At 59.8% G+C, this 26,323-nt stretch carries 20 protein-coding genes and 1 riboswitch; of the genes, 6 read left to right on the top strand and 14 right to left on the bottom strand.

Annotated features, from left to right (window positions below; all coding sequences use genetic code 11):
* Positions 1-24: 24 nt before the first annotated feature.
* Positions 25-2,931, bottom strand: a complete 2,907-nt coding sequence (rapA, locus tag HF675_RS19910) for an RNA polymerase-associated protein RapA (RefSeq protein ID WP_187043636.1) — start codon at positions 2,929-2,931, stop codon at positions 25-27.
* Between the two features lie 265 nt (positions 2,932-3,196).
* Positions 3,197-5,551, bottom strand: coding sequence for a DNA polymerase II (locus HF675_RS19905; protein ID WP_187044774.1), 2,355 nt, complete (start codon positions 5,549-5,551; stop codon positions 3,197-3,199).
* A 234-nt stretch (positions 5,552-5,785) separates the two neighbouring features.
* Between HF675_RS19905 and HF675_RS19900 the strand changes: the two genes are divergently transcribed.
* Positions 5,786-6,553, top strand: coding sequence for a DedA family protein (locus HF675_RS19900; RefSeq protein WP_105229744.1), 768 nt, complete (start codon positions 5,786-5,788; stop codon positions 6,551-6,553).
* A 31-nt stretch (positions 6,554-6,584) separates the two neighbouring features.
* Here HF675_RS19900 and ilvN read toward each other — a convergent pair whose 3' ends face one another.
* From ilvN to sgrR, 7 genes are all read right to left on the bottom strand, one after another.
* Positions 6,585-6,878 (bottom strand): acetolactate synthase small subunit, encoded by a 294-nt coding sequence (gene ilvN, locus HF675_RS19895; RefSeq protein WP_105229745.1) that lies wholly within the window; start codon positions 6,876-6,878, stop codon positions 6,585-6,587.
* A 3-nt stretch (positions 6,879-6,881) separates the two neighbouring features.
* The gene (gene ilvB / locus HF675_RS19890; protein WP_187043635.1) at positions 6,882-8,576 is read right to left on the bottom strand and encodes an acetolactate synthase large subunit; all 1,695 of its coding nucleotides are present in this window, start codon (positions 8,574-8,576) and stop codon (positions 6,882-6,884) included.
* 111 nt (positions 8,577-8,687) lie between these two features.
* Positions 8,688-8,801 carry an ilvB operon leader peptide IvbL gene (ivbL, locus tag HF675_RS19885; RefSeq protein ID WP_154747116.1) on the bottom strand — a complete coding sequence of 38 codons (114 nt, stop codon included), beginning with the start codon at positions 8,799-8,801 and terminating at the stop codon, positions 8,688-8,690.
* An 87-nt stretch (positions 8,802-8,888) separates the two neighbouring features.
* A complete protein-coding gene (gene thiQ / locus HF675_RS19880; RefSeq protein WP_187043634.1) occupies positions 8,889-9,593 on the bottom strand; it encodes a thiamine ABC transporter ATP-binding protein ThiQ in 705 nt (234 codons plus the stop codon).
* Positions 9,580-11,187: a thiamine/thiamine pyrophosphate ABC transporter permease ThiP gene (gene thiP / locus HF675_RS19875; RefSeq protein ID WP_111737733.1), complete on the bottom strand. Its 1,608-nt coding sequence runs from the start codon at positions 11,185-11,187 to the stop codon at positions 9,580-9,582. Before thiP ends, thiQ begins: the two co-directional genes overlap by 14 nt.
* Complete coding sequence (gene thiB, locus HF675_RS19870; protein WP_105229749.1) at positions 11,163-12,149, bottom strand: thiamine ABC transporter substrate binding subunit; 987 nt, start codon at positions 12,147-12,149, stop codon at positions 11,163-11,165. The genes thiP and thiB overlap by 25 nt, the downstream gene beginning before the upstream one ends.
* 55 nt (positions 12,150-12,204) lie before the next feature.
* Positions 12,205-12,303, bottom strand: a riboswitch (TPP riboswitch).
* A 37-nt stretch (positions 12,304-12,340) separates the two neighbouring features.
* Entirely contained in the window at positions 12,341-14,002 is a 1,662-nt protein-coding gene (sgrR, locus tag HF675_RS19865) for an HTH-type transcriptional regulator SgrR (RefSeq protein WP_105229750.1), read from the bottom strand.
* 92 nt (positions 14,003-14,094) lie between these two features.
* On the opposite strand from sgrR, the gene sgrT reads away from it, so the two are divergent.
* The 3 genes from sgrT to HF675_RS19850 all read left to right on the top strand — a co-directional run bounded on the left by sgrT (position 14,095) and on the right by HF675_RS19850 (position 17,290).
* Positions 14,095-14,271 (top strand): glucose uptake inhibitor SgrT, encoded by a 177-nt coding sequence (sgrT, locus tag HF675_RS19860; RefSeq protein ID WP_105229751.1) that lies wholly within the window; start codon positions 14,095-14,097, stop codon positions 14,269-14,271.
* A 221-nt stretch (positions 14,272-14,492) separates the two neighbouring features.
* Positions 14,493-15,677 (top strand): sugar efflux transporter, encoded by a 1,185-nt coding sequence (locus HF675_RS19855; RefSeq protein WP_105229752.1) that lies wholly within the window; start codon positions 14,493-14,495, stop codon positions 15,675-15,677.
* A 140-nt stretch (positions 15,678-15,817) separates the two neighbouring features.
* The gene (locus HF675_RS19850; protein ID WP_187043633.1) at positions 15,818-17,290 is read left to right on the top strand and encodes a DASS family sodium-coupled anion symporter; all 1,473 of its coding nucleotides are present in this window, start codon (positions 15,818-15,820) and stop codon (positions 17,288-17,290) included.
* Between the two features lie 69 nt (positions 17,291-17,359).
* Here HF675_RS19850 and leuD read toward each other — a convergent pair whose 3' ends face one another.
* The 5 genes from leuD to leuL all read right to left on the bottom strand — a co-directional run bounded on the left by leuD (position 17,360) and on the right by leuL (position 22,216).
* On the bottom strand, positions 17,360-17,962 hold the full coding sequence (gene leuD / locus HF675_RS19845; RefSeq protein WP_187043632.1) for a 3-isopropylmalate dehydratase small subunit: 603 nt from the start codon (positions 17,960-17,962) through the stop codon (positions 17,360-17,362).
* An 11-nt stretch (positions 17,963-17,973) separates the two neighbouring features.
* Positions 17,974-19,374: a 3-isopropylmalate dehydratase large subunit gene (leuC, locus tag HF675_RS19840; protein WP_111737731.1), complete on the bottom strand. Its 1,401-nt coding sequence runs from the start codon at positions 19,372-19,374 to the stop codon at positions 17,974-17,976.
* Position 19,375: 1 nt separating this feature from the next.
* Positions 19,376-20,467 (bottom strand): 3-isopropylmalate dehydrogenase, encoded by a 1,092-nt coding sequence (gene leuB / locus HF675_RS19835; protein ID WP_187043631.1) that lies wholly within the window; start codon positions 20,465-20,467, stop codon positions 19,376-19,378.
* 2 nt (positions 20,468-20,469) lie between these two features.
* Entirely contained in the window at positions 20,470-22,044 is a 1,575-nt protein-coding gene (gene leuA, locus HF675_RS19830) for a 2-isopropylmalate synthase (protein WP_187043630.1), read from the bottom strand.
* Between the two features lie 88 nt (positions 22,045-22,132).
* Complete coding sequence (gene leuL, locus HF675_RS23995; RefSeq protein WP_111737729.1) at positions 22,133-22,216, bottom strand: leu operon leader peptide; 84 nt, start codon at positions 22,214-22,216, stop codon at positions 22,133-22,135.
* A 698-nt stretch (positions 22,217-22,914) separates the two neighbouring features.
* On the opposite strand from leuL, the gene leuO reads away from it, so the two are divergent.
* Together leuO and HF675_RS19815 are read left to right on the top strand one after the other, a co-directional pair.
* Entirely contained in the window at positions 22,915-23,862 is a 948-nt protein-coding gene (gene leuO, locus HF675_RS19820) for a transcriptional regulator LeuO (RefSeq protein WP_105229758.1), read from the top strand.
* A 444-nt stretch (positions 23,863-24,306) separates the two neighbouring features.
* Entirely contained in the window at positions 24,307-26,106 is a 1,800-nt protein-coding gene (locus HF675_RS19815; RefSeq protein ID WP_105229759.1) for a long-chain fatty acid--CoA ligase, read from the top strand.
* Positions 26,107-26,323: the final 217 nt, after the last annotated feature.

Genomic DNA, 26,323 nt, shown 5'->3' with positions numbered 1-26,323 from the left:
CTTGTGCTCCCCGTGCATCGCCGGTTATTGGTGAGTGACAACCACCAGACGAATGGCGTCCAGACGCCAGCTGGCGTCGTTAAGGTTTGCCAGCACCTGCTTACGGTTGAACTCCAGCGTTTCGACTTCGTCGTCGCGGATGTTCGGGTTGACCGCCTTCAGCGCTTCCAGACGCGCCAATTCGTTGCTCAGCTTATCGTCGGCCTCTTGTTTGGCCTGCTCGATCAGCGTACGCGCCTCGGCTTCCACCAGGCTTTCCGCCTGCTGCAGCATGGCGTGTACGTCCTGCTGGACGGCGTTGACCAGCTTGCTGGAGGTATGGCGGTTAACGGCGTTCAGCTGGCGGTTAAAGCTTTCAAATTCCACCTGCCCCGCCAGATTGGTGCCTTTGCGGTCCAGCAGCATGCGGATCGGCGTTGGCGGCAGGAAGCGCGTCAGCTGCAGATGCTTCGGCGCCTGCGCTTCGACCACGTACACCAGCTCCGCCAGCAGCGTACCGACCGGCAGCGCCTTGTTCTTCAGCAGCGACAGCGCGCAGCTGCCGGTATCGCCGGAGACGATCAGGTCCAGTCCGTTGCGGATAATCGGATGTTCCCAGCTGACGAACTGCGCGTCTTCACGCGACAGCGCCTGCTCACGATCGAAAGTCACGGTGCAGCCGTCCTGCGGCAGGCCCGGGAAATCCGGCACCAGCATATGGTCGGACGGCGTCAGCACGATCAGGTTATCGCTGCGGTCTTCCTGATTGATACCGACAATATCAAACAGGTTCAGCGCGAAGCTCACCAGATTGACGTCGTTGTCCTGTTCGGCGATGGCGTTCGCCAGTGCCTGCGCTTTGTCGCCGCCGTTGGAGTGCATCTCCAGCAGACGGTCGCGTCCCTGTTCCAACTGGGCTTTCAGCTGGTCATGCTGCTGGCGGCACTCGTGGATAAACTCGTCCAGCCCGGCCTGCTCGGTCGGTGCGGCGAGGTAGCCGATCAGGCGCTCGTAGCTGCTGTCATAGATGGTGCGGCCGGTCGGGCAGGTGTGTTCAAAGGCGTCCAGGCCTTCATGGAACCAGCGTCCCAGCACCGCCTGCGCGGTGTTTTCCAGATACGGCACCATGATCTGAATATCGTGCTGCTGGCCGATACGGTCCAGACGGCCGATGCGCTGCTCCAGCAGATCCGGGTTGAACGGCAGATCGAACATCACCAGCTGGCTGGCGAACTGGAAGTTGCGTCCTTCAGAGCCGATTTCAGAGCACAGCAGCACCTGGGCGCCGTCCTCTTCGGAAGCGAAGTAGGCGGCCGCCCGATCGCGTTCGATGATGCTCAGCCCTTCGTGGAACACCGCGGCGCGGATGGCTTCCCGCTCGCGCAGCACCTGTTCCAGCTGCAGGGCGGTGGTCGCCTTGGCGCAGATCACCAGCACTTTTTCATGGCGGTTGGCGATCAGGTAGTTCAGCAGCCACTCAACGCGCGGGTCAAAGTTCCACCAGGTGGCGTTTTCGCCCTCAAACTCCTGATAGATCTGCTCCGGGTACAGCATGTCGCGCGCGCGGGCTTCCAGGCTCTTTTTCGCGCCCATGATGCCGGACACTTTGATCGCCGTCTGGTACTGGTCAGGCAGCGGCAGCTTGATCTGGTGCAGGTTACGGTGCGGGAAGCCTTTGACGCCATGGCGGGTGTTGCGGAACAGCACGCGGCTGGTGCCGTGGCGGTCCATCAGCATGGTCACCAGCTCCTGACGAGCGGACTCGCTGTTTTCGCCGTCGCCGTTGGCCGCTTTCAGCAGCGGTTCGATATCCTGCTCTTCGATCAGCTCGCCCAGCAGGTTCAGTTTGTCGTTGGCCAGATGCTCACCGCTCAGCAGCAGGGTGACGGCGTCGGCCACCGGACGGTATTTTTGCTGTTCGGTGACGAACTCCTGATAGTCGTGGAAACGGTTCGGATCCAGCAGGCGCAGGCGGGCGAAGTGGCTCTGTTGCCCCAGCTGTTCCGGCGTTGCCGTCAGCAGCAGTACGCCGGGGGTATGTTCCGCCAGCTGCTCGATGACCTGGTATTCGCGGCTCGGGGCGTCCTCGCTCCAGGCCAGGTGGTGGGCTTCATCGACCACCAGCAGGTCCCACTGGGCGTCGGACAGCTCTTCCAGGCGCTGTTTGTTGCGGCGCACAAAGTCCAGCGAGCAGATCACCAGCTGTTCGGTTTCGAACGGGTTGCTGCTGTCGAGCTTGGCTTCGGCGTAGCGGCTGTCGTCGAACAGCGAGAAGTACAGATTGAAGCGGCGCATCATCTCCACCAGCCACTGATGCTGCAGCGTTTCCGGCACCACGATCAGCACGCGCTCGGCGCGGCCGGCCAGCAGCTGCTGGTGGATAATCATGCCGGCTTCGATGGTTTTGCCCAGGCCGACTTCGTCCGCCAGCAATACGCGCGGCGCATGGCGCTGGCCCACTTCATAGGCGATGTGCAGCTGGTGCGGGATCAGGCTGGCGCGCATGCCGCGCAGGCCGGCGAACGGCAGACGATACTGCTCGCTGAGGTATTTGCGCGCGCGGAAGCGCAGCGCGAAACGATCCATACGGTCAATCTGACCGGCGAACAGGCGGTCCTGCGGTTTGCTGAAGGTGAGCTTGCTGTCCAGCAGCACTTCACGCATCGCCACGCCGCTTTCCTGCGTGTCCGTGCGGGTGCCGATATAGGTCAGCAGCCCGTTGTCCTCTTTCACTTCCTCTACCTGAAGCTGCCAGCCTTCATGGCTGGTGATGGTATCGCCCGGGTTAAACATCACGCGGGTGATGGGTGAATCATTTCTGGCGTAGAGACGGTTTTCACCGGTGGCGGGGAAAAGCAGGGTAATCATGCGCGCATCCAGCGCCACGACGGTTCCCAGACCTAATTCGCTTTCCGTGTCGCTGATCCAGCGTTGACCAAGAGTAAAAGGCATATATTATCGGCTCGATTCTTTTAAGTAAGTCTTCTCGCTGCGGCGCAGCGCCTGTTCATACCCGTTTATTCTGATTGGGCGGGCAATAGCTGTTCACTCCATGCGGACGTCGCAAGACGGCATGGTCAGTGGTTAAGAATTTGGGAAGGGCGCTATGGTAATGGAAGGCGGCGCGTTCGTCACCTGCAAAACCGGAGGAATTTTATCTTCCCGCATTCTGTCCTAACACGCCCGTTCCGTGGGGTTTTCCCGATCCGTGCTGGTATCAAAACAATCCCATCTGCCCGGTAACCAGGGTGGTAAAATCATCGTGCAGGAAGGGAAGTATAGCGTCTGCCACCGGTTGCAGCTGGCGCTCCAGGTAATGTTGGTAGTCGAGCGGCGAACTTTGCGTTTCCAGCGGCTCCGGCCCGGCCAGGGTGATCACATAGCTGATCCAGCCGCCGTTTTGGTACTGCAGCGGGCGACCCTGCCGGCGGTTATAGTCGTCGGCGATGCGCGCCGCCCGGACGTGCGGCGGCACGTTGCGCTGATAGTCGTCCAACTGGCGCCGCAGGCGTTTGCGGTATACCAGCTGATCGTCAAATTCGCCGGCCAGCGTTTTGGCGACGTAGTCGCGCACAAAGTCCTGATACGGCTGGCGCAGGAAAATACGCTGATACAGCTGCTGCTGGAACTGCTGCGCCAGCGGCGTCCAGTCGGTGCGCACCGTTTCCAGCCCTTTATACACCATCTGCGGTTCGGCGCCGGGCCTGGCGATCAGGCCGGCATAGCGTTTTTTACTGCCCTGTTCCGCGCCGCGGATGGTGGGCATCAGAAAACGGCTGTAGTGGGTTTCAAACTCCAGCTCCAGCGCGCTGGTCAGCCGGTAGTTCTGCTGCAGATGCTGTTGCCACCACTGATTGACATATTGCACCAGCTCGCGGCCGATCTGCGTCGCCTGCTGTTCGTCGTGCGCCTGTTTCAGCCAGACGAAGGTGGAGTCGGTATCGCCGTAAATTACCTGATAGCCGCGGGCTTCGATCAGTTCCCGGGTTTGCCGCATGATCTCATGGCCGCGCAGGGTGATCGATGACGCCAGCCGGGGAGCGAAGAAGCGGCAGCCGCTGGCGCCAAGCACGCCGTAGAAGGCGTTCATAATTATTTTCAACGCCTGCGACAGCGGCTTGTTGTGCTGTTGTTTCGCCTGTTCGCGCCCCTGCCAGATCTGGCTGACGATCGCCGGCAGGCTGTGTTTGCTGCGTGAGAAGCGCGCGTTGCGAAAGCCGGGCACCGAATCGGCATCGTCCGGGTGCAGCATGCCCTCCACCAGCCCGACCGGGTCAATCAGGAAAGTACGGATGATCGAGGGGTACAGGCTTTTGTAATCCAGCACCAGCACCGAGTCGTACAGGCCGGGCTGTGAATCCATCACGAAGCCGCCGGGGCTGTGCTCTTCCGGCAGTTCGCCGAGGTTGGGTGCCACATAGCCCTGGCGATGCATGCGCGGCATATACAGATGGCTGAAGGCCGCTACCGAACCGCCGCTGCGGTCCGCCGCCAGCCCGGTGACGGTGGCGCGCTCCAGTAAGAAGGGCAGCAGTTCGGTGGCGGCGAAAATCCGCGTCACCAGCTCGCAGTCTTTCAGGTTGTAGCGCGCCAGCGCCGGTTTATCTTCGGCAAACTGCCGGTCGATTTCCGCCATGCGCTGATAGGGATTATCGATGGACTTGCCTTCCCCCAGTAGGGTCTGGGAGACGTATTCCAGACTGAAGGAGGGGAAGTTCCAGGTGGCGGACTTCAGCGCCTCAATGCCGTCGATAATCAGCCGGCCGGCGGCGGAGCAAAAGAAGTGGTTTTGTTTAAAGCCGTGCTCGCGCCACTCCAGCGGGCTGCCGCCGCGGCCGAAAAGCAGCGGGATCTGGTAGCGTTCGGCGTGTTTTTGCAGCACGCGCAAATCAAACTGGATCAGGTTCCAGCCGATGATGGCATCCGGGTCGTGGCGCTCCAGCCACTGGTTCAGGCGCTCCAGCAGCTGCGGCCGGCTGGTGCAGTACTCCAGCGCGAAATCCAGCGGCTCGCTGCCGCCGTTGGGCGGCCCGAGCATATATACCTGCCGCTGGCCGCAGCCTTCCAGCGCAATGGAGTACAGTTCGCCGTGGGCGGTGGTCTCAATATCCAGCGATGCCAGTTTCAGCTGCGGACGGTAGTCCGGCGCCGGCTTCATCTGGCCGTTAAGCCATACGCCGTCGCCGCCGGAGCGCCCGCTGAACCAGACCGGCGCGGTGATAAAGCGCTCCATCAGATAGCGCTCCGGCGGACGGATATCGGCCTCATAGACGCTGACGCCGTTCTCCTTCAGCACTTTTTCCAGCTTGATCAGCTGACGATGCTGGCGGCAATACAGCCCCAGCACCGGTCGGGCGTGAAAATCCTGCAGCGGCAACGCTTTCAGCTCCCAGTGCCGTTCGCCGCGCAGCAGCAGTTCCGCCCGCTGGCGCTGCTCTGCGGGAATAAACGCTACCGAGGTCTGCGGCGGCAGGCGCAGCCGTTGCGGGCCGCGATCCGTCGCCAGCCAGAATTCGACTTCGGTGCCGGCTGGCGTATCGCGCCAGTGGCGGGTGAGCAGGAAACCCTGCATCGGGGATGCGGCGTTATCGTTCAAGGCGGTATTTATCTGCGTAGCCGAATAGGAAGGCATCGCGCGGGCGGCGCCGATGCGTTGTCAGACGTAAAGTATAACATGGTTTTTTATACAGTATTGCATCCCCTGTGGCCGCGCTGCCAAAAACGCATACAATTCAGGAGTTGACTCACTCTGGCCCGCACCGGACAATCCTTCGCCCAGGCGCTTTAGATAACGAACAGAGGTTTGATGGAAGCCTATTTACAACATTTGCTCGCTCAATCATTGGCTTTCACTCTGATGGTCATTTTTTTGGTGACCTTCCTGGAATCGCTGGCGCTGGTGGGGTTGCTGCTGCCGGGCACCGTGATGATGGCCAGCGTTGGCGCACTGATCGGCAGCGGCCAGGTGGATCTGTATCTGGCCTGGGCGGCCGGCGGCATCGGCTGTTTCCTCGGCGATTGGATCTCCTATTTTATCGGCCGGGCGTTTAAAGAGCCGCTGCACCGCTGGTCGTTCCTGCAGAAGCATAAGGCGATGCTTGACCGCACCGAACATGCGCTGCATCAGCACAGCATCTTTACCGTGCTGCTGGGGCGTTTCGTCGGGCCGACGCGGCCGCTGGTACCGATGGTGGCCGGCATGCTCGATTTACCGCCGTATAAATTTGCGTTGCCGAATATTATCGGCTGCATTACCTGGCCGCCGGTCTACTTCTTCCCCGGCATTCTGGCGGGGGTGGCGATTGATATTCCGTCCTCGGACAACAGCGCGCTGTTTAAGTGGCTGCTGTTTGGTTCGATAGTCCTGCTGTGGCTGGCCGCCTGGCTCAGCTGGCGCTGGTGGCGGGAAGACAAACGCGGCAGCGACCGACTGAGCCGCTGGCTGACGCCGCTGCGGCTGCGTATGGCCTGCGTGGTCGGCTGGATCGCCGCCGCTGTCTGCTGTTACCTCATGAGCCAGCAGCCGCTGATGCCGGTATACCGCCATCTGTTGTGGCAGGTGCTGGCCGGGTGACCTGAGGGGCGGAGTGTTCCGCCCCGTTTCATTACTGGAAAAACGCTTCCAGCTGTTCAAACACCCGCAGGTCTTCGCTGTGGCGTTTTACCTGCAGCACATCCTCCAGCTTTTCCACCTGACTGATCATCTGCACCAGCCGCTGGTCATCGGCCACCAGCAGCCAGATGCGGCTCTGCCTGCCGTCTTTCAGCGGCATACACAAAATGCCTTCCACGTTAAACGCACGGCGGGCGAACAGGCCGCAGACGTGCGACATCACGCCGGGATGGTTGCGGACCGCCAGTTCGAGAATGACCTGTGATTTCTGTTGGGGTTGTAGCATGGCTTATTCTCCAATCATGTCGATGTTGGCGGCGCCCGGCGGCACCATCGGGAAGACTTTTTCGTTAGTGTCGATCAGCGCGTGGATCAGGCACGGGCCGGGGCGCGCAATGGCCTCCGCCAATGCGGCCTGCGGATCGGCGGCGGCGTTCAGGTCGCAGGTGTCCAGCCCGAAGCCGGCGGCAATGGTCAGGAAATCGGTACGCTGCGGATAAGCGGCGGCAAAGATGCGCTGCTGATAGAACAGGGTTTGCTGCTGATGCACCAGTCCCAATGCCTGGTTGTTCATCAGGATGATTTTGACGTCCAGATGGTGCTCGGCCGCGGTGGCCATCTCCTGAATGTTCATCATCAGGCTGCCGTCGCCGGAAAAACACAGCACTTTACGCTGCGGTTCGGCCAGCGCCGCGCCGATCGCCGCCGGCAGACCGAAGCCCATGGTGCCCAGCCCGCCGGAGGTCAGCCACTGGCGCGGACGGCGCAGCGGATAGGCCTGCGCCACCCACATCTGATGCTGGCCGACGTCGGTGGTGACGATGGCGTTTTCATCCACGCAGCGCGCGGCGGCCAGCACCAGCCCGTAATGGCTGAGCGGTTCGTCGGCGTGCGGCATGCTGAACGGAAATTCGCGCTTGAGGTCGTTGACGGTATTCAGCCAGGCGCTGCGCGGCTGGGCGTCGATCTGCGGCAGCAGCTGTTGCAGCACCTGTCCGACATCGCCGTGGATCGCCACCTGCGGCTGTTTTACCTTGCCCAGCTCCGCCCGGTCGATATCTACGTGGATGATTTTGGCGTTCGGGCAGAACTGCTCGGTTTTACCGATGGCGCGGTCGTCAAAGCGTGCGCCCAGCACCACCAGCAGATCGGCCTCCTGCAGGATAAAGTTGGTGCTGCGCGCGGCGTGCATGCCCAGCATCCCCAGCGATAACGGATGGTCGACCGGCATGGCGCCCAGCGCCATCAGCGTCATGGTGGTCGGCAGGCTGGCGCGCTCGGCCAGCTGCAGCGCGGCGCGGTGCGCGTCGGCGCAGATAATGCCGCCGCCCAGATAGAGAATCGGCCGCTGGGCCTGATTGATCATCGCCGCCGCCCGGGCCACGTCGGCGGGGTTGAAGGCCGGCGCGACGTCCGGCTGCGCCAGCGGCGGCAGCTGGTCCAGCTCAATCTCGGCGGTTTGAATATCCTTCGGCACGTCGATCCACACCGGGCCGGGGCGGCCGGATTCGGCAATGCGGAATGCATCGCAGATTACCTGCGGCAGTTCGCGGATGTCGCGCACCAGATGGTTGTGTTTGGTGATCGGGATGGACATGCCGTAGGTGTCCACTTCCTGAAAGGCGTCGGTGCCGATCATTGAGGAGGGCACCTGGCCGGTAATGCACACCAGCGGAATGGAGTCGAGCTTGGCGTCGGCGATGGCGGTGACCAGATTGGTGGCGCCCGGGCCGCTGGAGGCGATGCAGACCGCCGCTTTACCGTTGGCGCGCGCCATGCCCTGCGCCATAAAACCGGCGCCCTGTTCGTGACGCGCCAGCACGTGACGGATGGTGGCGCTTTGGCTTAACGCGTCATACAGCGGCAGCGCAGCGCCGCCGGGAATGCCGGCGACGGTGGTGATGCCCTGACGCTCCAGCAGATGAACGATCAGCTGCGCGCCGGTAAAGCGTTTGCCTGCGTGAGGCGTGCCCGTAATTGCCATGTTCCTGTCCTTTCTCAAGGCCGGTGAGCTTTGGCGGGCAGGGTGCTAAAACAAGAAACCCCGCCCGGTTTGCGCCGGCGGGGTTTGGGAATCGATGCGTTGATTCGGACCCTACGGCGCATTGCCGACGACCACCACCACACGCACGACGACCACCGCGGCTGGTAGCGCGGTAACTAGTAGGGTCGAAGTCAGCGAGGATGCGATCACAGGGAACCTTATCATCAGTAAAAAACTCAGGATTTTATAAAAGCACAGGTGCAAAATTCGCACAACCGCTTTATTGCCGCAGCATAAAAAACGCGCGTCAGATCACGCTTTTCCGTTGATGCCCAAGATATGCGCTGCGGGGGCGCTGCCGTCCAGCAGCGGCTGCGTCGGGCCGTCATAATAGATGCGGCCGTCCACCACCAGCAGCGTGCGCGGGGCGATGCGCGCGGCGTCGTCCAGGTTGTGCGACACCATCAGCAGCGTCAGTTCGCGCTGTCGGCACACCGTATCCAGCAATTGCAGCATCTCGCCGCGCAGCGCCGGGTCGAGCGCAGAGAAAGGTTCGTCCAGCAGCAGAATCGGCCGCTGGCGGATTAGACAGCGGGCCAGCGCGGCGCGCTGGCGCTGGCCGCCGGAGAGCTGCGACGGCAGGCGCGGCAGGTGTTCCGTCAGGCCGACCTGATCGGCTATCTGCGCCAGCTGCCGTTTTTGCCCGGCGTTCAGCCTGAGACCGGGATCCAGCCCCAGCCCGATGTTTTGTTCCACCGTCAGGTGGGCGAACAGATTGTTTTCCTGAAACAGCATTGACACCGGCCGCTGCGCCGGCGGCGTGCGGGTATGGTCGTCGCCGTCAAGACGCAGGCTGCCGCCGTCCGCGCTCAGAAAGCCGGCAATCAGGCTGAGCAGGGTGCTTTTCCCCGCGCCGCTCGGCCCGAGCACCGCCACGCGTTCGCCCGGGCGGATGCGGAGATCAAAGCGCATCGGCAGGTGCTCATACAGGTAGGTCAGTTGGTTAAGTTCTATCATCGCGGCCCGGTAAACGTTCAATCAGGGTAAAGAGCAGGAAGCACAGTAATAACAATAACAGGGCGGTGACCGCACCGTCATTGCTGCGATAGGCGCCGATCTGCTGGTAAAGATAGAACGGCAGGGTGCGGAACTGCTCGTTGCCGAACAGCGCCACCACGCCGAAATCGCCGATCGACAGCACGCAGGCGAAGGCCAGCGCCTGTGCCAGCGGGCGACGCAGGGCGCGCAGTTCGATCCAGCGCAGCCGCCGCCAGCCCTGCATGCCCAGCGACAGGCACAGCGGGTTGTAGCGCTCCGCCACGTCGCGCATCGGGTTTTCCAGCACTTTCAGCGCATAGGGCACCGCCATCAGCGCGTTGGTCAGGATCACCAGCGCATAGGGCGACTGCGGCAGCCCGACGGTGTCGTTCAGCAGCAGGAAAAAGCCGGTAGCCAGCACGATGCCGGGCATCGCCAGAATCAGCATGCCGCTCAGTTCCAGCGCCTGGCCCCAGCGTCGCTGTTGGCGCAGTTTCAGCTCGCGACTGCTCCACAACAGCATCATGGTCAGCAACAGGCATAGCAGGCCGGCGCCGACGGCGATGCGCAACGAGGTGAACAGCGCCTGCCACAGCGCCGGCTGCTGCAGCACGCTGGCGATTGCCTGATTGGCGCCGTCGACCACCACCGCCAGCAGCGGCGGCAGCAGTAATAGCAGAGCGGCGACGATCAGCAGCGCATCGGTCAGACGCCGGCGGCGGCTGTCCTGCGGGTTGCGCCATTGCATCGCCTGCGTTGCGCCCACCGGCAGCGCCTGGCTGAGACGCTGGCTGAGCATCACCAGCCCCAGACAGCAGGCCAGCTGGATCAGTGCCAGCAGCGCGGCGTGGCTAAGGTCATAGTCGTAGCTCAGCGCCTGGTAGATGGCCAGCTCGATGGTGGTGGCCTGCGGCCCGCCGCCCAGCGAGAGTACGGTGGCGAAACTGGCGAAGCAGAGCATGAAGATCAGCGCGCCGCCCGGCAGGATCTGCCGGCGCAGCGCCGGCCATTCGACAAAGCGGAACTGCTGCCAGCCGTTCATGCCCAGCTGTGCGGCAAGCTGGCGCTGTTCAACCGGCACGTTTTCCAGCGCCTGCAGCAGCAGGCGGGTCGCCAGCGGCAGGTTGAAGAACATATGCGCCAGCAGAATCCCCTGCAGGCCGTAAGGCGAGAACTGATAGTCGAGCCCCAGCCAGGCGCACAGCGCCGCCAGCCAGCCCTGCCGGCCGTAGACGCTGAGCAGGCCGAACACCGCCACCAGCACCGGCAGCACCAGCGTCATGGCGCATAAACGCAGCAGCAACGCGCGGCCGGGGAAGCGGCGGCGGTACAGCGCCCGCGCCAGCAGGATGGCGGGCAGCACCGAGATCAGCGCCGACAGCAGCGCCTGCCAGAAGGTGAAGCGCACCACGTGCCACAGGTAGTCATCCTGCCATATCGACAGGGCGTCGCTGTGCGGCGCATGGTTCAGCAGCGAACCGAAGGCCAGCGCGGCCACCAGCAGAATCAGGCCGGCGGCCAGCAGCCCCGGCCACAGCCAGTGGGGGATTAACGGCTGACGGCGCTTTGCCATGAACGGATCCAGTTGCCTCGCTGTTTTGCCACCTCATCCGCGCCATATTGCAGCGCGGTCTGCGGCACCGGCAGTTGCGCAAAGCCGGCCGGCAGAGGGGTTTTGATCGCCGGATACATCCAGTTGCCGGTCGGGATGGCGTTCTGGAACGCCGGCGTCAGCATAAACTGCATAAAGCGCTCCGCCAGCTGCGGATGGCGGCTGGCCTGCAATTTAGCGGCGACCTCGACCTGCAGGTAGTGCCCTTCGCTGAAGTTGGCGGCGGCGTAAGCGTCTTTTTTCTCTTCAAGCAGATGGTAGGCCGGCGAAGTGGTATAGCTCAGCACCAGATCGCCTTCTCCTTTCAGGAACAGACCGTAGGCTTCGCTCCAGCCTTTGGTGACGGTGACGGTTTTCTTCGCCAGCTTCTGCCAGGCCTGCGGCGCGGCGTCGCCATAGACTTTCTGCATCCACAGCAGCAGGCCGAGACCCGGGGTGCTGGTGCGCGGATCCTGATAGATCACTTTCCATGGCTGGTCGCTTTCCACCAGCTCTTTCAGGCTCTTCGGCGGGTTTTTCAGCCGGTCTTTGTTGTAGACAAAGGCGAAGTAGCCGTAGTCATAGGGGATAAAGGTGCTGTCCTGCCAGCCGCCGGGCACGTTCAGCCGCGAGTGGTCCACCGTGCTGGCGGCGAACAGTCTGGTCTGGCGCGCCGCCTGCAGCAGGTTGTTATCCAGCCCCAGCACCACGTCCGCTTTGCTATTTTTGCCTTCCATCCGCAGACGATTAAGCAGTGAGACGCCGTCTTCCAGCGCCACGAATTTCAGTTCGCAGTTGCAGTCGGCCTCAAAGGCTTTTTTGATTGCCGGGCCAGGGCCCCAGTCGGCGGCGAAGGAGTCGTAGGTGTAAACCGTCAGCGTGTCTTTCGCCAGCGCCGGCGCGGCGGCCAGCAGCAACAGGCAAGGCAGGAATTTCTTGATCACTTTGCACTCCTGATAGTTAGGGCAGCAAAGGCATCTGAGGGGCTCCTGGGGAGCCGGTTGGCTGGCACTCAAATCCCTCCGCCGGTATTAGCCGGTTCAGGTTCGACGGGTTTGCTCTCAGCGAAAACCTTGTTCCGCACCCCGTTGAGACGGCGCTATTGTAAAGAGTTAGCGCCGCCGGCGAAAGATGCTTATGTCTCCGGCGGCGCGAACCAGGCGGATTTGAAGTCGAACCAGCCCAGCGTATTCATCCGTACGCCGCGCATGCTGCGCTGGCCGTGCAGCTGCAGCCAGTGATGGAACAGCGGATGCAACTGATGCTGGCTGACCAGCCGGCGACAAAATTCCGCCAGCGGCAGGCGGTTGTCGCGCCACAGCGCGGCGTCCTGCGCCAGATCTTCGCTCATGCAGTGTTGCAGCAGCGGCAGCTCATACAGGGTGGCGAACAGTGAGAATTCCAGCGGCAGGGTGAAATTGGCGCTACCGAGCCACAGATCGCTCTGCGCCTCTCCCCGGTGCCAGACGTCGTAATCGACGATATTGACCGTCAGTTCTACACCGTGCTGCGCCAGCAGCGGCTGCAGGGCGTCGCCGATGGCGTTGAACTCCGAGTGTTCGCCGTAGTAGGTCAGCGTCAGCCGGCGCAGAGCGGCGGGTTTCAGCCTCTGGGTCAGTTCGCGGTTATGGTGCCAGCGCGGCAAAATGCCGTAGGCCGGCGACCAGTAACGCTGGCTGACCGGCCCGGAGAGGTTCAGCAGGGCAATAGGATTGAGCAGTTCGCACAGCCAGCTGCGGATGGCCGGATCGTCGCCGACGGGCGAACGCCGGTCGAACAGCAGAAAGTAGCAGCCTTCCTCCAGCCGGCTTTCCAGCTCATTTTTGCCGGTATCGTCGGCCTGCAGCTGCACGCCGGAGTGCATCAGCTCTTCGGTAATATCCGGCAGGACCCAGATATTCACTTCATCGATCAGGGCGCGATAGCCGAAGTAATCGTCAAACGCCTGGATCTTCAGTTGGCTCTGCTGGTTATGCACCACGCTGTACGGGCCGGTGCCGATCGGATGGCGGGCAAAATCCGGCAGAGTGCGCCATTCCTGCGGCAGAATCATGGCCGGCACGCTGCCAAGCAGCCAAGGCAGCCAGTAATCGGGGCTGTGCAGATGCACATCGATCACATGGGGCGTCGGCGAGTCGACGCGTGCGATATGGGCGAACAGCGGCTGCGACGTCAGGCGCGTCAGCGTCTGGATAACGTCTTCCATCTCCAGCTCGCGTCCATGATGAAAGTGGATAGCGGGGCGCAGATAGAAGCGCCAGTGCAGCGGGGTCAGCGCCTGCCAGTGGTGGGAAAGGTCGGACTCCAGTTCCCCGTTTTCCTCATTTATCCGCGTCAGGCCGCTGTAAATCTGCCGGGCCAGGTGCGTCTCCGAACGGCGCAGCGCCGAACCGGGCAGCAGATTGGACAGCGGCCGGTAGTAGAGCACGCGCAGGATATGTTTACCCTGGCGGAAACTGCGTCCCAGTTGGGACAGCAGCATCTGTCGCACCACTTTTTTATCGCCGACCAGCTGCACCAGCTGGTCGATGCGATCCTGTTCCAGCAGCGTTTCCGCCCGCTGTTGCTGCAGCGCCAGGCCGGTGTAGTGAAACTCCAGCCGCGAACGCTTGCCGCGCCCGGCCTCTGCCTGCCAGGTCAGCCACCCCTGTTGCTGCATGGCGCCAAGCAGCGAGCGTACATGACGGCGCGAACAGCTGAGCGCGTCGGCCAGCTCCTGCAGCGTGGTATCGCGGGCTTCGCCCTGGCAGCGTTGCCAGAGACGAATAAACTGCTGTTGCAGGCGTGGCGTGGACATAAAAGAGGAACTCCCCGACAGTAATCCGACAATTTATCTTTCCCTATATTACGCCGATAATTTGCTCAGACGAAAGAGAGGAGGGCGGGCTTATGAACGTTTTATTGTCGAAACAGTTTTATCAGCGCTATTTCGCCGCCGTTCGCCGCCAGCACGCCGACTGGCTGACCCGGCTGGTGCCGGAGCAGGCCAGGCTGGAAATATTGTCCCATTTAACCCAGTGGGATATGCCGACGCTGAGCGACGAAGCCTATCGCAAGCGCCTCTGATCTTTCCCCGCTATCCGTGGGTTTTCAGGCGACGCCTGAAAACCTGGGGAGACCAAGTGTTTCTGAGTAATGGTGCTTTTCACCAGCCAGTGGGGCGACCCACTGGCATTTTTATTTGCGGCGGGTGATTGCCGTTGTCGGGCGGTGCTTTTACTATTCGCTGACTTCTTCTACGCTGATTTTTTTATTGCGCCGTTTTCGCCTTGTTCAGGAATGCCGCTATGAATAACCGTTGGTCGCTACGCCGTTTTAACCCCGTTTTCGCCGCATTCCTTGCCGTCGCTTTTCTGGCCGGTATCGCCGGGGCGTTGCAGACGCCGACGCTCAGCCTGTTTCTGACTTCGGAAGTCAAAGTGCGGCCGCTGTGGGTCGGGCTGTTTTATACCGTCAACGCGGTGGCCGGCATCGTGGTGAGCTTCCTGCTGGCCAAACGCTCGGACACCCGCGGCGACAGGCGTAAGCTGATTTTAGGCTGCTGTCTGATGGCGGTAGGCAACTGCCTGCTGTTCGCCTTTAACCGCGACTATCTGACGCTGATTACCGCCGGCGTGCTGATGGCGGCGCTGGCCAATACCGCGATGCCGCAGATTTTCGCCCTGGCGCGGGAATATGCCGACAGCAGCGGCCGTGAAGTGGTGATGTTCAGCTCGGTGATGCGTGCCCAGCTGTCGCTGGCCTGGGTCATCGGCCCGCCGCTGTCGTTTATGCTGGCGCTCAATTACGGTTTTACCACCATGTTCCTGATCGCCGCGGGGATCTTCGTTGTCAGCGCGCTGCTGGTGGGGTTTTGCCTGCCTTCGGTGCCGCGCGAGGCGCAAACCGGCAGCCTGAATGTGACGCCGGTCGCGCCGCCCAGCGCCTGGCGCAACCGCGACGTGCGCCGGCTGTTTGTCGCCTCGATGCTGATGTGGACCTGCAACACCATGTATATCATCGATATGCCGCTGTATATCACCCGCGATCTCGGGCTGCCGGAGCGGCTGGCCGGCATTCTGATGGGCATCGCCGCCGGGCTGGAAATCCCGGCTATGCTGCTGGCGGGCTATGTGGTCAAGCGTTTCGGCAAGCGCCGGATGATGCTGTTCGCCGTGGCGGCGGGCCTGCTGTTTTATCTTGGACTGACGCTGTTCACCGCTAAACTGGCGCTGATTGGCCTGCAGCTGTTCAACGCGATCTTTATCGGCATTATTGCCGGCATCGGCATGCTCTATTTTCAGGATTTGATGCCGGGGCGTCCCGGCGCGGCGACCACCATGTTTACCAACAGTATTTCCACCGGCGTCATTTTAGCCGGGGTGCTGCAGGGGGCGCTGGTGGAGAATCTGGGACACTACGCGGTGTATTGGCTGGCGGTGGCGTTGGCGGCGCTCTCCTGGTGGCTGTGCGCCCGCGTGCGGGAGGTTTAACCGCTATTTTCGTTAACATTGATGTAAATCATTGAGAACATTAGCCCATAGTCGCAAGCTAAACGGACATAAGGCGTCGGCGTCGTTGATTTTGCTCCACGCCGCCGCCGCGCCTCTCCGTTGAATCTCGTGGGTATGTTATGGATAAACTAACGCCGCTCAAGCCTGTTCCCTCCCTGATTGCCGTTGCCGCCACGCTGCTTATCTGGTTTGTCATCCCGGTTCCTGAGGGCGTTGAACCCAACGCCTGGCAACTGCTGGCGCTGTTTATCGGCACCATTATCGCCATTATCGGCAAGGCGATGCCGATTGGCGCGGTATCGGTGATCGCCATCGCGCTGGTGGCGGTGACCGGCGTCACCAACCCCGGCAAGCCGGGGGCGGCGCTCGGCGATGCATTGAGCGGCTTTTCCAATCCGCTGATCTGGCTGATCGGCTTCTCTATCATGATCTCGCTCAGCCTGAATAAAACCGGGCTGGGCGGGCGTATCGGCTATTACTTTATTTCGCTGTTCGGCAAAAAGACGCTGGGCATCGCCTATGCGCTGACGCTGGCGGAGACCACGCTGGCGCCGGTGACGCCGAGCAACACCGCGCGCGGCGGCGGGATTATCCACCCGATTATGAAATCGATCGCCGACAGCTTCGGCTCCAGCCCCGGCTTGAACACCAGCGGCAAGATCGGCCGCTATCTGGCGCTGGTGAACTACAACATCAACCCGATCACCTCGGCGATGTTTATCACCGCCACCGCGCCGAACCCGCTGGTGGTCAGCCTGATCGCCAAAGGCACGCACAACAGCGTGGAGCTGAGCTGGGGCATGTGGGCGCTGGCGGCGCTGTTGCCGGGCCTCTGTTCGCTGATCGTAATGCCGCTGGTGGTGTATTTCCTCTATCCGCCGGAAATTAAAAGCACCCCGGATGCGCCGAACTTCGCCAAACGGCAGCTGCAGGCGCTGGGGCCGGTGACGCTGCCGGAGAAGATTACGCTGGCGGTGTTTGCGCTGCTGCTGGTGCTGTGGGCCGGTATTCCGGCGATGATTTTTGGTCCGGCGCTGGCGGTGAACCCGACCACCGCCGCCCTGATCGGCCTGGCGATTTTGCTGGCCAGCGGCGTACTGAGCTGGGATGACATCCTGAGGCAGAAGGGCGCCTGGGATACCGTGGTCTGGTTCTCCGCGCTGGTGATGATGGCGACCTATCTGGGCAAACTGGGGCTGATTAACTGGCTGTCGCAGACGGTCGGCGCCGGTATTGCGCATATGGGGATGAGTTGGGTGGGCGGCACGCTGCTGCTGACGCTGGTGTATCTCTATTCTCACTACTTCTTCGCCAGCACCACGGCGCACGTGACCGCCATGTTTGCCGCCTTCTTCGCCGCAGGCGTGGCGCTTGGCGCGCCGCCGGCGCTGCTTGGCCTGATTCTGGCGTTCTCTTCTTCGCTGATGATGTCGCTGACTCACTATGCGACCGGCACCGCGCCGATTATTTTCGGCTCCGGTTACAGCACGCTGGGCGAGTGGTGGAAAACCGGTCTGGTGATGAGCGTGGTAAACCTGCTGATTTGGCTGACGATTGGCGCCGCCTGGTGGAAGTGGCTGGGATATTGGTAAGGGCGGCGAGGGGCCGGTGATGAAGCAGGGGCGGAATATCCGCCCCTGCTGTGCGTCAGCGTGGCCGGATCAGTTGAGAAACGCCGGCTGATTGGCTTCGTAACGGGCGATATCCGCGTCGTGCTGCAGCGTCAGGCCGATGCTATCCAGGCCGTTGATCATGCAGTGGCGGCGGAAGCTGTCGATCTCAAACGGGTAGCTGTGGCCGCCGGCGTTCACCGTCTGCTGTTTCAGGTCGACGGTAAACTCGATGCCTTCGTTGGCTTCCACCAGCTTGAACAGCGTATCCACGTCTTGCTCGCTCAGCGTGACCGGCAGCAGCTGGTTGTTGAACGAGTTACCGTAGAAAATATCGGCAAAGCTCGGCGCAATCACCACTTTGAAACCGTAGTCGGTCAGCGCCCACGGCGCATGTTCGCGCGAGGAGCCGCAGCCAAAGTTCTCCCGTGCCAGCAGGATACTGGCGCCCTTGTAACGCGCTTTATTCAGCACGAAGTCCGGGTTGGGCTGCTGGCCGGCATCGTCCAGAAAGCGCCAGTCGTTAAACAGGTGCTGGCCGAAGCCGGTGCGCGTCACCTTCTGCAGAAACTGTTTCGGGATAATGGCGTCGGTATCGACGTTGGCCGCATCCAAAGGCACCACTAAGCCGGTATGTTGAGTAAATTTAGCCATGGTGATGCTCCTTAGTGCAGTTCACGAATATCGGCAAAGTGGCCGCTGACGGCGGCGGCGGCGGCCATGGCCGGGCTGACCAGGTGGGTGCGCCCGCCGCGTCCCTGACGCCCTTCAAAGTTACGGTTGCTGGTGGAGGCGCAGCGCTCGCCCGGGTTCAGGCGGTCATTGTTCATCGCCAGACACATGGAGCAGCCGGGCAGACGCCATTCAAAACCGGCTTCGATAAAGATTTTATCCAGCCCTTCGGCCTCCGCCTGCGCTTTCACCGGGCCGGAGCCGGGCACTACAATCGCCTGGACGCCGCTGGCGACTTTGCGCCCTTTGGCAATGGCCGCAGCGGCGCGCAGATCCTCAATGCGTGAGTTGGTGCAGGAGCCGATAAACACTTTGTCGATCGCCACTTCGGTCAGTTTGATGCCCGGTTGCAGATCCATATAGGCCAGCGCTTTTTCGGCGGAAGCACGTTCGACCGGATCGCTGAACGACTCCGGCGCCGGGATGATCTGGTTGACGGCGATCACCTGCCCCGGGTTGGTGCCCCAGGTAACCTGCGGCGCGATATCTTCGGCGCGCAGCGTCACCACGCTGTCAAACTGTGCGTCGTCATCGGACTTCAGCGTGCGCCAGTAGGCGACCGCCTGTTCCCAGTTATCGCCGGTCGGCGCGAACTGGCGGCCTTTCAGGTAGGCGAAGGTGGTGTCGTCCGGCGCGACCAGCCCGGCTTTGGCGCCCATTTCAATCGCCATGTTGCACAGCGTCATACGGCCTTCCATGCTCAGCGCTTCGATAGCCTTGCCGCAGAACTCGACCACATGGCCGGTGCCGCCGGCGCTGCCGGTTTTGCCGATCACCGCCAGCACGATGTCTTTGGCGGTGATGCCCGCCGCCGCGTCGCCGGTGACCTCGATTTTCATGGTCTTGGCGCGCCCCTGTTTCAGCGTTTGGGTCGCCAGCACGTGTTCTACTTCTGACGTGCCGATGCCGAACGCCAGCGAGCCGAAGGCGCCGTGGGTGGCGGTGTGGGAGTCGCCGCAGACGATGGTCATCCCCGGCAGCGTCATGCCCTGCTCCGGGCCGATCACGTGAACGATGCCCTGGAACGGGTGGTTCAGGTCATACAGCGATACGCCGAACTCCGCGCAGTTCTTGATCAGTTCCTGCATCTGAATGCGCGCCATCTCGCCGCTGGCGTTGATGTCTTTGGTCTGCGTCGACACGTTGTGATCCATGGTGGCGAAGGTTTTGCCCGGCTGGCGCACCTTGCGGCCCATGGCGCGCAGGCCGTCGAAGGCCTGCGGCGACGTGACTTCATGCACCAGGTGGCGGTCAATATACAGCAGCGGCGTTTCGTTCGGCGCTTCGTACACCACGTGGGCATCATACAATTTCTGATATAACGTCTTAGCCATGTTATGCCCCCTGTGCCACAAAGCGGGCGATGATATCGCCCATTTCATCGGTGCTGACCGCCTTGCCGTCGCCGGCCAGATCGGCGGTGCGGTAACCCTGTTCCAGCGCCTGGTTGATGGCGCGCTCAATCGCATCGGCGGCTTCACCGGCCTCCAGGCTGTAGCGCAGCAGCAGGGTGAGCGACAGGATCTGGGCTACCGGGTTGGCAATACCTTTACCCGCGATATCCGGCGCAGAGCCGCCCGCCGGTTCGTACAGGCCGAAGCCCGCTTCGTTCAGGCTGGCGGAAGGCAGCATGCCCATTGAACCGGTGATCATTGCGCACTCGTCCGACAAAATATCGCCGAACAGGTTGGAGCACAGCAGCACGTCGAACTGTGCCGGATCTTTGATCAACTGCATGGTGGCGTTGTCGATGTACATGTGCGACAGCGCCACGTCCGGGTAATCTTTGGCAACCTCGTTCACCACTTCGCGCCACAGGATCGAGCTTTGCAGCACGTTGGCCTTATCGATGGAGGTGACCTTATTGCGGCGTTTGCGCGCCGATTCAAAGGCGATGCGCGCGATGCGTTCGATCTCGAAGCGGTGATACACCTCGGTATCATAGGCGCGCTCCTGCATGCCTTGGCCTTCGCGCCCTTTCGGCTGGCCGAAGTAAATGCCGCCGGTCAGCTCGCGGACGCACAGGATATCGAAGCCGGCGGCGGCGATGTCGGCGCGCAGCGGACAGAAGTTTTCCAGCCCCTGGTACAGGCGGGCTGGACGCAGGTTGCTGAACAGTTTGAAGTGTTTACGCAGCGGCAGCAGCGCGCCGCGCTCCGGTTGTTCCGCCGGCGGCAGATGTTCCCACTTGGGGCCGCCCACCGAGCCGAACAAAATGGCGTCCGCCTGCTCGCAGCCGCTCAGCGTCGTCGCCGGCAGCGGGCTGCCGTGGCGGTCGATGGCGATGCCGCCGACGTCGTATTCGCTGGTGGTGATGCGGATATCAAAGCGCTGGCGTACCGCCTCCAACACTTTCTTTGCCTGCGCCATTACTTCCGGGCCGATTCCGTCTCCGGGTAAGACGGCAATATGGTAATTCTTCGTCATGTTCACACCGTTTCCTGATTATTTTGATGTTTGGTTTGCTGCAGACGCTGTTTTTCTTTTTCTACCTGTTGGGAGCGCCAAATATTATTTAATGCGTGGATCATCGCCTTGGCGGAGGATTCGACGATATCGGTCGCCAGGCCGACGCCGTGGAAGCGGCGGCCGTTGTAGGAAACCACAATATCCACCTGGCCCAGCGCGTCGCGACCCTGGCCTTTCGCCGTCAGCTGATATTTCACCAGTTCGATCGGGAAGTCGGTGATGCGGTTGATGGCCTGATAGACCGCATCGACCGGGCCGTTGCCGGTGGCCGCTTCGGCTTTTTCTTCGCCGCCGCACATCAGTTTGACCGAGGCGGTGGCCATAATGCTGCTGCCGGACTGCACGCTGAAGTAACCCAGATTGAAGTGTTCCGGTTCTTCCTGCTGCTTATTGATAAACGCCAGCGCTTCCAGATCGTAGTCGAACACCTGGCCTTTCTTGTCCGCCAGTTTCAGGAAGGCGGCGTACAGATCGTCCAGGTTGTAGTCCTGATCTTTGTAGCCCATTTCTTCCATGCGGTGCTTCACCGCCGCGCGGCCGGAGCGCGAGGTCAGGTTCAACTGAACGTCTTTCAGACCGATGGTCTGCGGCGACATGATTTCGTAGTTTTCACGGTTTTTCAGCACGCCATCCTGGTGAATGCCGGAGGAGTGGGCGAAGGCGTTAGAGCCGACGATCGCTTTGTTGCCGGGAATTGGCATATTGCACAGCTGGCTGACCAACTGGCTGGTGCGGTAGATTTCCTGGTGGTTGATATTGGTGTGCACGTTCATGATGTCCTGGCGCACTTTAATCGCCATGATCACCTCTTCCAATGAGGTATTGCCCGCGCGCTCGCCGATGCCGTTGATCGTGCCTTCCACCTGACGGGCGCCGGCCTGCACTGCCGCGATTGAGTTGCCGACCGCCATGCCTAAATCGTCATGGCAGTGTACGGAGATAATCGCCTTGTCGATGTTCGGCACCCGATCGTACAGCGTGCTGATAATGCCGCCAAACTGGTTCGGCGTGGTGTAGCCGACGGTATCGGGGATATTGATGGTGGTGGCGCCGGCGTTGATGGCTGCTTCAACCACGCGGCACAGATTGTCGATCGGCGTGCGTCCGGCGTCTTCACAGGAGAATTCGACGTCGTCGGTATAGTTGCGTGCGCGTTTCACCGAGCGTACGGCCATCTCCAGCACTTCATCGAACGAACGCTTTAATTTTGACTCGATATGCAGCGTTGAGGTGGCCAGGAAGACGTGGATACGGAACGCTTCGGCGACGCGCAGCGCCTCGGCGGCGACATCGATATCGTTGTCGACGCAGCGCGCCAGGCCGCAGACGCGACTGTTTTTGATTTGGCGTGCAATAGTTTGCACCGATTCAAAGTCACCCGGTGAAGAAACCGGGAAGCCAACCTCCATTACGTCGACGCCCATTCTCTCCAGCGCCATCGCGATCTGAATCTTTTCTTTTACGCTCAGGCTGGCCTGCAGCGCCTGTTCACCGTCGCGCAATGTGGTATCGAAGATAATGACTTGTTGGCTCATCGCTTGGTTCCTTATCGTGTTTTTCACGCTAAGCGGGCAAAAAAAAACCCGCGCAGTAGCGCGGGTTTGTTATAGCTGAGTGGCTGAATCAGGACCGATCGCCGCCCACTGGCATACCGCGCAAAGAAGATGCGTTTAGTAGTAGGCCTAGTAGACGAGTAATACGGATCATGTGATTCCACTTCTCTAAAATGTTTGCGTTGCCTAATTTGATACGTTATCGCTCAGGCGATGTCAACACCTGATTTTAAAACCCATGCTGAATTAAGCCTGATGCGTTCCCGCGCTATTCAACAGCAGATAATGTTGAAAAAAAATCGGTTGTTAGTTTAAAAGAGTATTGGAATTGGGACGACCTTAGCATAAATGAATTGAATAGTGAGATATGGCGTTGATTCTGGAGTGGGGTGGGGTAATATTTAACCGCTTCGCGATGGTTGGCGCATATCCCGGAGGTGAATCATTCATAATTTTAATTCATTATTATAATAAATAGAGTGAGGGAATGGCTAAGCGTATATAATCGACAGGTATGGAATATAACTGTCCTAAAAATCACTGCTTTTAATATTGTGTGATTGTCCATTGTCTATTTTTATGTTCTGATTCATCTTGTGTGGGGCGTTTTTTTAATCACCGTTTCGGCTTATTCCTATTGAGATTTATGACGTTTTTTCAATGGGGCCGATAAAGTAGTTGGCATAAATTTTAGTGTTGTATTTATATTGGATGATTCTTGGGTTTTATCTTTTATGGATAATTCCCCAAGAGGACTAACTTTACCGATAGGGAAAATGGAATGCTATTTCTGACACCATTCTTAGTGGTGCGTCGGTGAAGTTATCTACATAGGACTTAGTGGAGTTGGATATGTCTGGATATGAATCGGGAAATGTCTTAGGGAAGGGGGGCGGCGATATTCATCTGCGCAGCGTCGATCTTAATCTGCTCACCGTGTTTGATGCTGTGATGCAAATGCAAAATATTACGCGTGCGGCGAATGTACTTGGTATGTCACAGCCTGCGGTAAGCAATGCGGTCGCCCGGTTGAAAGTGATGTTTAACGATGAGCTGTTCGTGCGTTTTGGGCGCGGCATCCAGCCGACAATGCGTGCCAGACAGCTGTTCGGGCCGATTCGCCAGGCGCTACAGCTGGTGCAAAATGAACTGCCGGGGGCCGGGTTTGATGCCTTGACCAGCGAGCGTATTTTCCCAATCTCCATTTGTAGCCCGCTGGATTTGCGCCTGACGGCGAAAGTCATCAACAGCGTTAAGGAAATGGCGCCTCATGTCCGCCTGCAAATAAAATCGTACCTCAATAATAATATTGAGCATCAGCTGCGTTATCAGGAGATGGAGTTTGTTATTGGCTATACGTATTTTGAGCATGGTGAGTTTAAGCGTTATGCGCTGTTTGACGATGAGCTGGTGATTGTGGCCGCGGAAACCCATCCGCGGATAATGAACGGCATTACGCGTGAACAGCTGATGCAGGAGCAGCATGCGGTGGTTTCTCTGGAAAGATTCTGTTCTTTCAGCCGTCCGTATTATATCGACGACACAATGCAACGTGTTGTCTCTCAGCAGTGTACGGATTTATATAGCGTGATGAATCTGGTTTCCCGTACCGACATGCTGGCCATTGCTCCCCGTTGGTTTGCCCAGCAGTATGCGGCGAACCTGCAGCTGAAATTACTCCCTTTACCGCTGGATAAAAAACAGGTGACCTGCTATCTCTCTTGGCACGAGTCTGCCGAACGGGATAAAGGACATCAGTGGATGAAGTCTGTACTTAGCGAATCTGAAGCGCTGCGTTAACAGGTGGGAAATTAACCCGAGGGATCGCTCTCGGGTTAATTGTTTTTTATTATCCTCAGCGGTTTTATAAGTTAATCGAGTTTTTTATTTAGAATTTTCCTGTTTCAGTACGGCAGTGATTCATTTTTATCCCTTCAAAGCTAAAAACTACAATCTAATAAAATAATGGAATTTTGTACTGTCTGTGGGGCAGGGCGTTTCGGTATCGTGAGGGCGCTGTAGCGGAATGCTTTTAGACTGTCGTTCTCCTTGTCGCGTGCTTTGCATCACGTTCAACGGATTTACCCGGCGTTTGAGCTCACAGAACGACGCTGAAATTTCTTCCCCCTCAATCAGAGAGTCGGTAGACTGCGCGGAAAAAAGTAAACACGTGTAAGCTGAGATTTTGGGGCGTCGACGCCCGGCTACCGCTAACCGATTGATCCGTTTCAGGCTTAAGGCTTTATGACCAGACATTTACAGCACTACCATCTGATCCAGCGTATCCAGCAGCAACGCAGCCAGCGCGCCGAATGCATTGCTTTTCGCCAATGGACGCCAGAAGGGGAAACCCGCCTGAGCTGGCGGCAGGTCGGCACGCATATGGATCATATCGCCAGCGCTTTGCTGGCGTTAGGCGTTGAAGTGCAGGAGCGCGTGGCAATTTTTGCCAACAACAGCATGGCCTGGTCATTAACCGATTTGGCTATTTTGCAGCTGCGTGCGGTCAGCGTGCCGCTGTATGCGACGCATACCGCCGCGCAGGCGGCGTTTATTTTGAATGATGCTGATATCCGCATTCTGTTTGTCGGCGATCAGGCGCAAATGGATGCCGCCATTGCGCTGCGTGGGGTTTGCCCGCAGCTGACGCAGATTATTGCCTTTAACGACGCGGTGGAGCTGCACGGCTGCGAGATTGCCTGTTACCTGAACCAACTGGAGCGAGACGCGGACGTCGAGCGTTATCAGGCGCAGCTGGATGAGCGCATCAACGGTCGTGAACTGCAGGATCTATTCACGCTGATTTACACCTCGGGCACTACCGGCGAACCAAAAGGCGTGATGCTGGACTATCGCAATATGGCGGCTCAGCTGTATCAGCATGATGAGCGCCTGACGGTGGGCGAGGCAGATGTTTCCCTCAGTTTCCTGCCGCTGTCGCATGTGTTTGAACGTGCCTGGAGCTTCTTTATCATGCATTCCGACGCACAGAATGTTTTTCTGCCGAATACCGACTGGGTGCGTGAGGCAATGACGGCGGTGCAGCCAACCGTAATGTGCGCCGTGCCGCGCTTCTATGAGAAGATCTTTAGCGCGGTGCATGAGAAAGTCGCCCGCGCGCCGTGGTGGCGTCGTCTGTTGTTCCGCTGGGCGATTGGCTGCGGTGAGCGTAAATTCTTGCAGGAGCGTGCCGGTACGTCTGGCGGCCGGCTGTTTGCTCAGACGCATCGCTGGGCCGATAAGCTGGTACTCAGCAAACTGCGCGGTCTGCTGGGAGGACGGGTGCGCTTTCTGCCGGCGGCCGGGGCCAAGCTGGACGATAATGTGATCCTGTTCTTCCAGGCGCTGGGCGTAAACATCAAGTATGGCTACGGTATGACGGAAACCTGCGCCACCGTTTCTTGCTGGGAAGAACACGACTTCCGCTTCGGCTCTATCGGCAAACCGCTGTCTGACGTTGAGGTACGCATCGCCGAAGAGAACGAGATTCAGGTGCGCGGCCCGATTGTCATGCGCGGTTACTTCAATAAACCGCTGGAAACCGCGCAGGCGTTTACCGCCGACGGCTGGCTGAAGACCGGTGACGCCGGGGCGGTAGACGATCACGGCAATCTGTTTATCACCGAGCGGCTGAAGGATCTGATGAAGACCTCCGGCGGTAAATATATTGCGCCACAGATGCTGGAAGGCACGCTGGCGCAGGATCGTTTTATCGAACAGGTGGCGGTGATCGCCGATGCGCGCAAGTTTGTTTCCGCGCTGATCGTGCCGTGCTTCGAATCGCTTGAAGAGTATGCCAAATCGCTCAATATCAAATATCACGACCGTCTGGAACTGCTGCGCCATAGCCAGATTATCGAGATGTTTGAGACGCGTCTGCGTGAGATGCAAAGAGAGCTGGCCCGTTTCGAGCAGGTAAAGAAATTCACTCTGTTGCCGGCGGCATTCTCGATGGAACTGGGGGAGCTTACGCCGACGCTGAAGCTGCGGCGTAAGGTGATCTCTCAGCGTTATCAGAATGAAATTGAGGCCATGTATCAGTAAATCTTCTGACCGAGGACGGTTTACTATTCGCCGCTGCTGAAAAAAACGGCATAAAGTCAGCCTGATTTAGTTCTGTAATTACCGCCATTCATGAAACAATGCCTAGCCGCATCCGCTGTTGGCTAGTGCATTGTTTTAACCTGTCGCCAAATGCCAGATCGATAGCCATTTCCGCGTTTTCCTGCCGACGTTTTGCCGTTTGCCTGCCTCATATACT

The sequence above is a fragment of the Serratia sp. JUb9 genome, assembly GCF_014298095.1.
GTDB lineage: Bacteria > Pseudomonadota > Gammaproteobacteria > Enterobacterales > Enterobacteriaceae > Serratia_B > Serratia_B rhizosphaerae.
The sequence above is the reverse complement of the archived record's forward strand: the minus strand, read 5'-3'. Positions and strand labels throughout refer to the sequence as shown.

Coding starts and splice junctions, on each gene's coding strand:
- HF675_RS19855 (WP_105229752.1), top strand. CDS start 14,493: ATGAATAACCGTTGGTCGCTACGCCGTTTTAACCCCGTTTTCGCCGCA.
- ivbL (WP_154747116.1), bottom strand. CDS start 8,801: ATGATAAGGTTCCCTGTGATCGCATCCTCGCTGACTTCGACCCTACTA.
- HF675_RS19815 (WP_105229759.1), top strand. CDS start 24,307: ATGACCAGACATTTACAGCACTACCATCTGATCCAGCGTATCCAGCAG.
- HF675_RS19900 (WP_105229744.1), top strand. CDS start 5,786: ATGGAAGCCTATTTACAACATTTGCTCGCTCAATCATTGGCTTTCACT.
- leuC (WP_111737731.1), bottom strand. CDS start 19,374: ATGGCTAAGACGTTATATCAGAAATTGTATGATGCCCACGTGGTGTAC.
- leuO (WP_105229758.1), top strand. CDS start 22,915: ATGTCTGGATATGAATCGGGAAATGTCTTAGGGAAGGGGGGCGGCGAT.
- thiP (WP_111737733.1), bottom strand. CDS start 11,187: ATGGCAAAGCGCCGTCAGCCGTTAATCCCCCACTGGCTGTGGCCGGGG.
- sgrR (WP_105229750.1), bottom strand. CDS start 14,002: ATGTCCACGCCACGCCTGCAACAGCAGTTTATTCGTCTCTGGCAACGC.
- rapA (WP_187043636.1), bottom strand. CDS start 2,931: ATGCCTTTTACTCTTGGTCAACGCTGGATCAGCGACACGGAAAGCGAA.
- leuL (WP_111737729.1), bottom strand. CDS start 22,216: ATGATCCGTATTACTCGTCTACTAGGCCTACTACTAAACGCATCTTCT.
- thiQ (WP_187043634.1), bottom strand. CDS start 9,593: ATGATAGAACTTAACCAACTGACCTACCTGTATGAGCACCTGCCGATG.
- sgrT (WP_105229751.1), top strand. CDS start 14,095: ATGAACGTTTTATTGTCGAAACAGTTTTATCAGCGCTATTTCGCCGCC.
- leuD (WP_187043632.1), bottom strand. CDS start 17,962: ATGGCTAAATTTACTCAACATACCGGCTTAGTGGTGCCTTTGGATGCG.
- HF675_RS19905 (WP_187044774.1), bottom strand. CDS start 5,551: ATGCAGGGTTTCCTGCTCACCCGCCACTGGCGCGATACGCCAGCCGGC.
- ilvN (WP_105229745.1), bottom strand. CDS start 6,878: ATGCTACAACCCCAACAGAAATCACAGGTCATTCTCGAACTGGCGGTC.
- ilvB (WP_187043635.1), bottom strand. CDS start 8,576: ATGGCAATTACGGGCACGCCTCACGCAGGCAAACGCTTTACCGGCGCG.
- HF675_RS19850 (WP_187043633.1), top strand. CDS start 15,818: ATGGATAAACTAACGCCGCTCAAGCCTGTTCCCTCCCTGATTGCCGTT.
- leuA (WP_187043630.1), bottom strand. CDS start 22,044: ATGAGCCAACAAGTCATTATCTTCGATACCACATTGCGCGACGGTGAA.
- leuB (WP_187043631.1), bottom strand. CDS start 20,467: ATGACGAAGAATTACCATATTGCCGTCTTACCCGGAGACGGAATCGGC.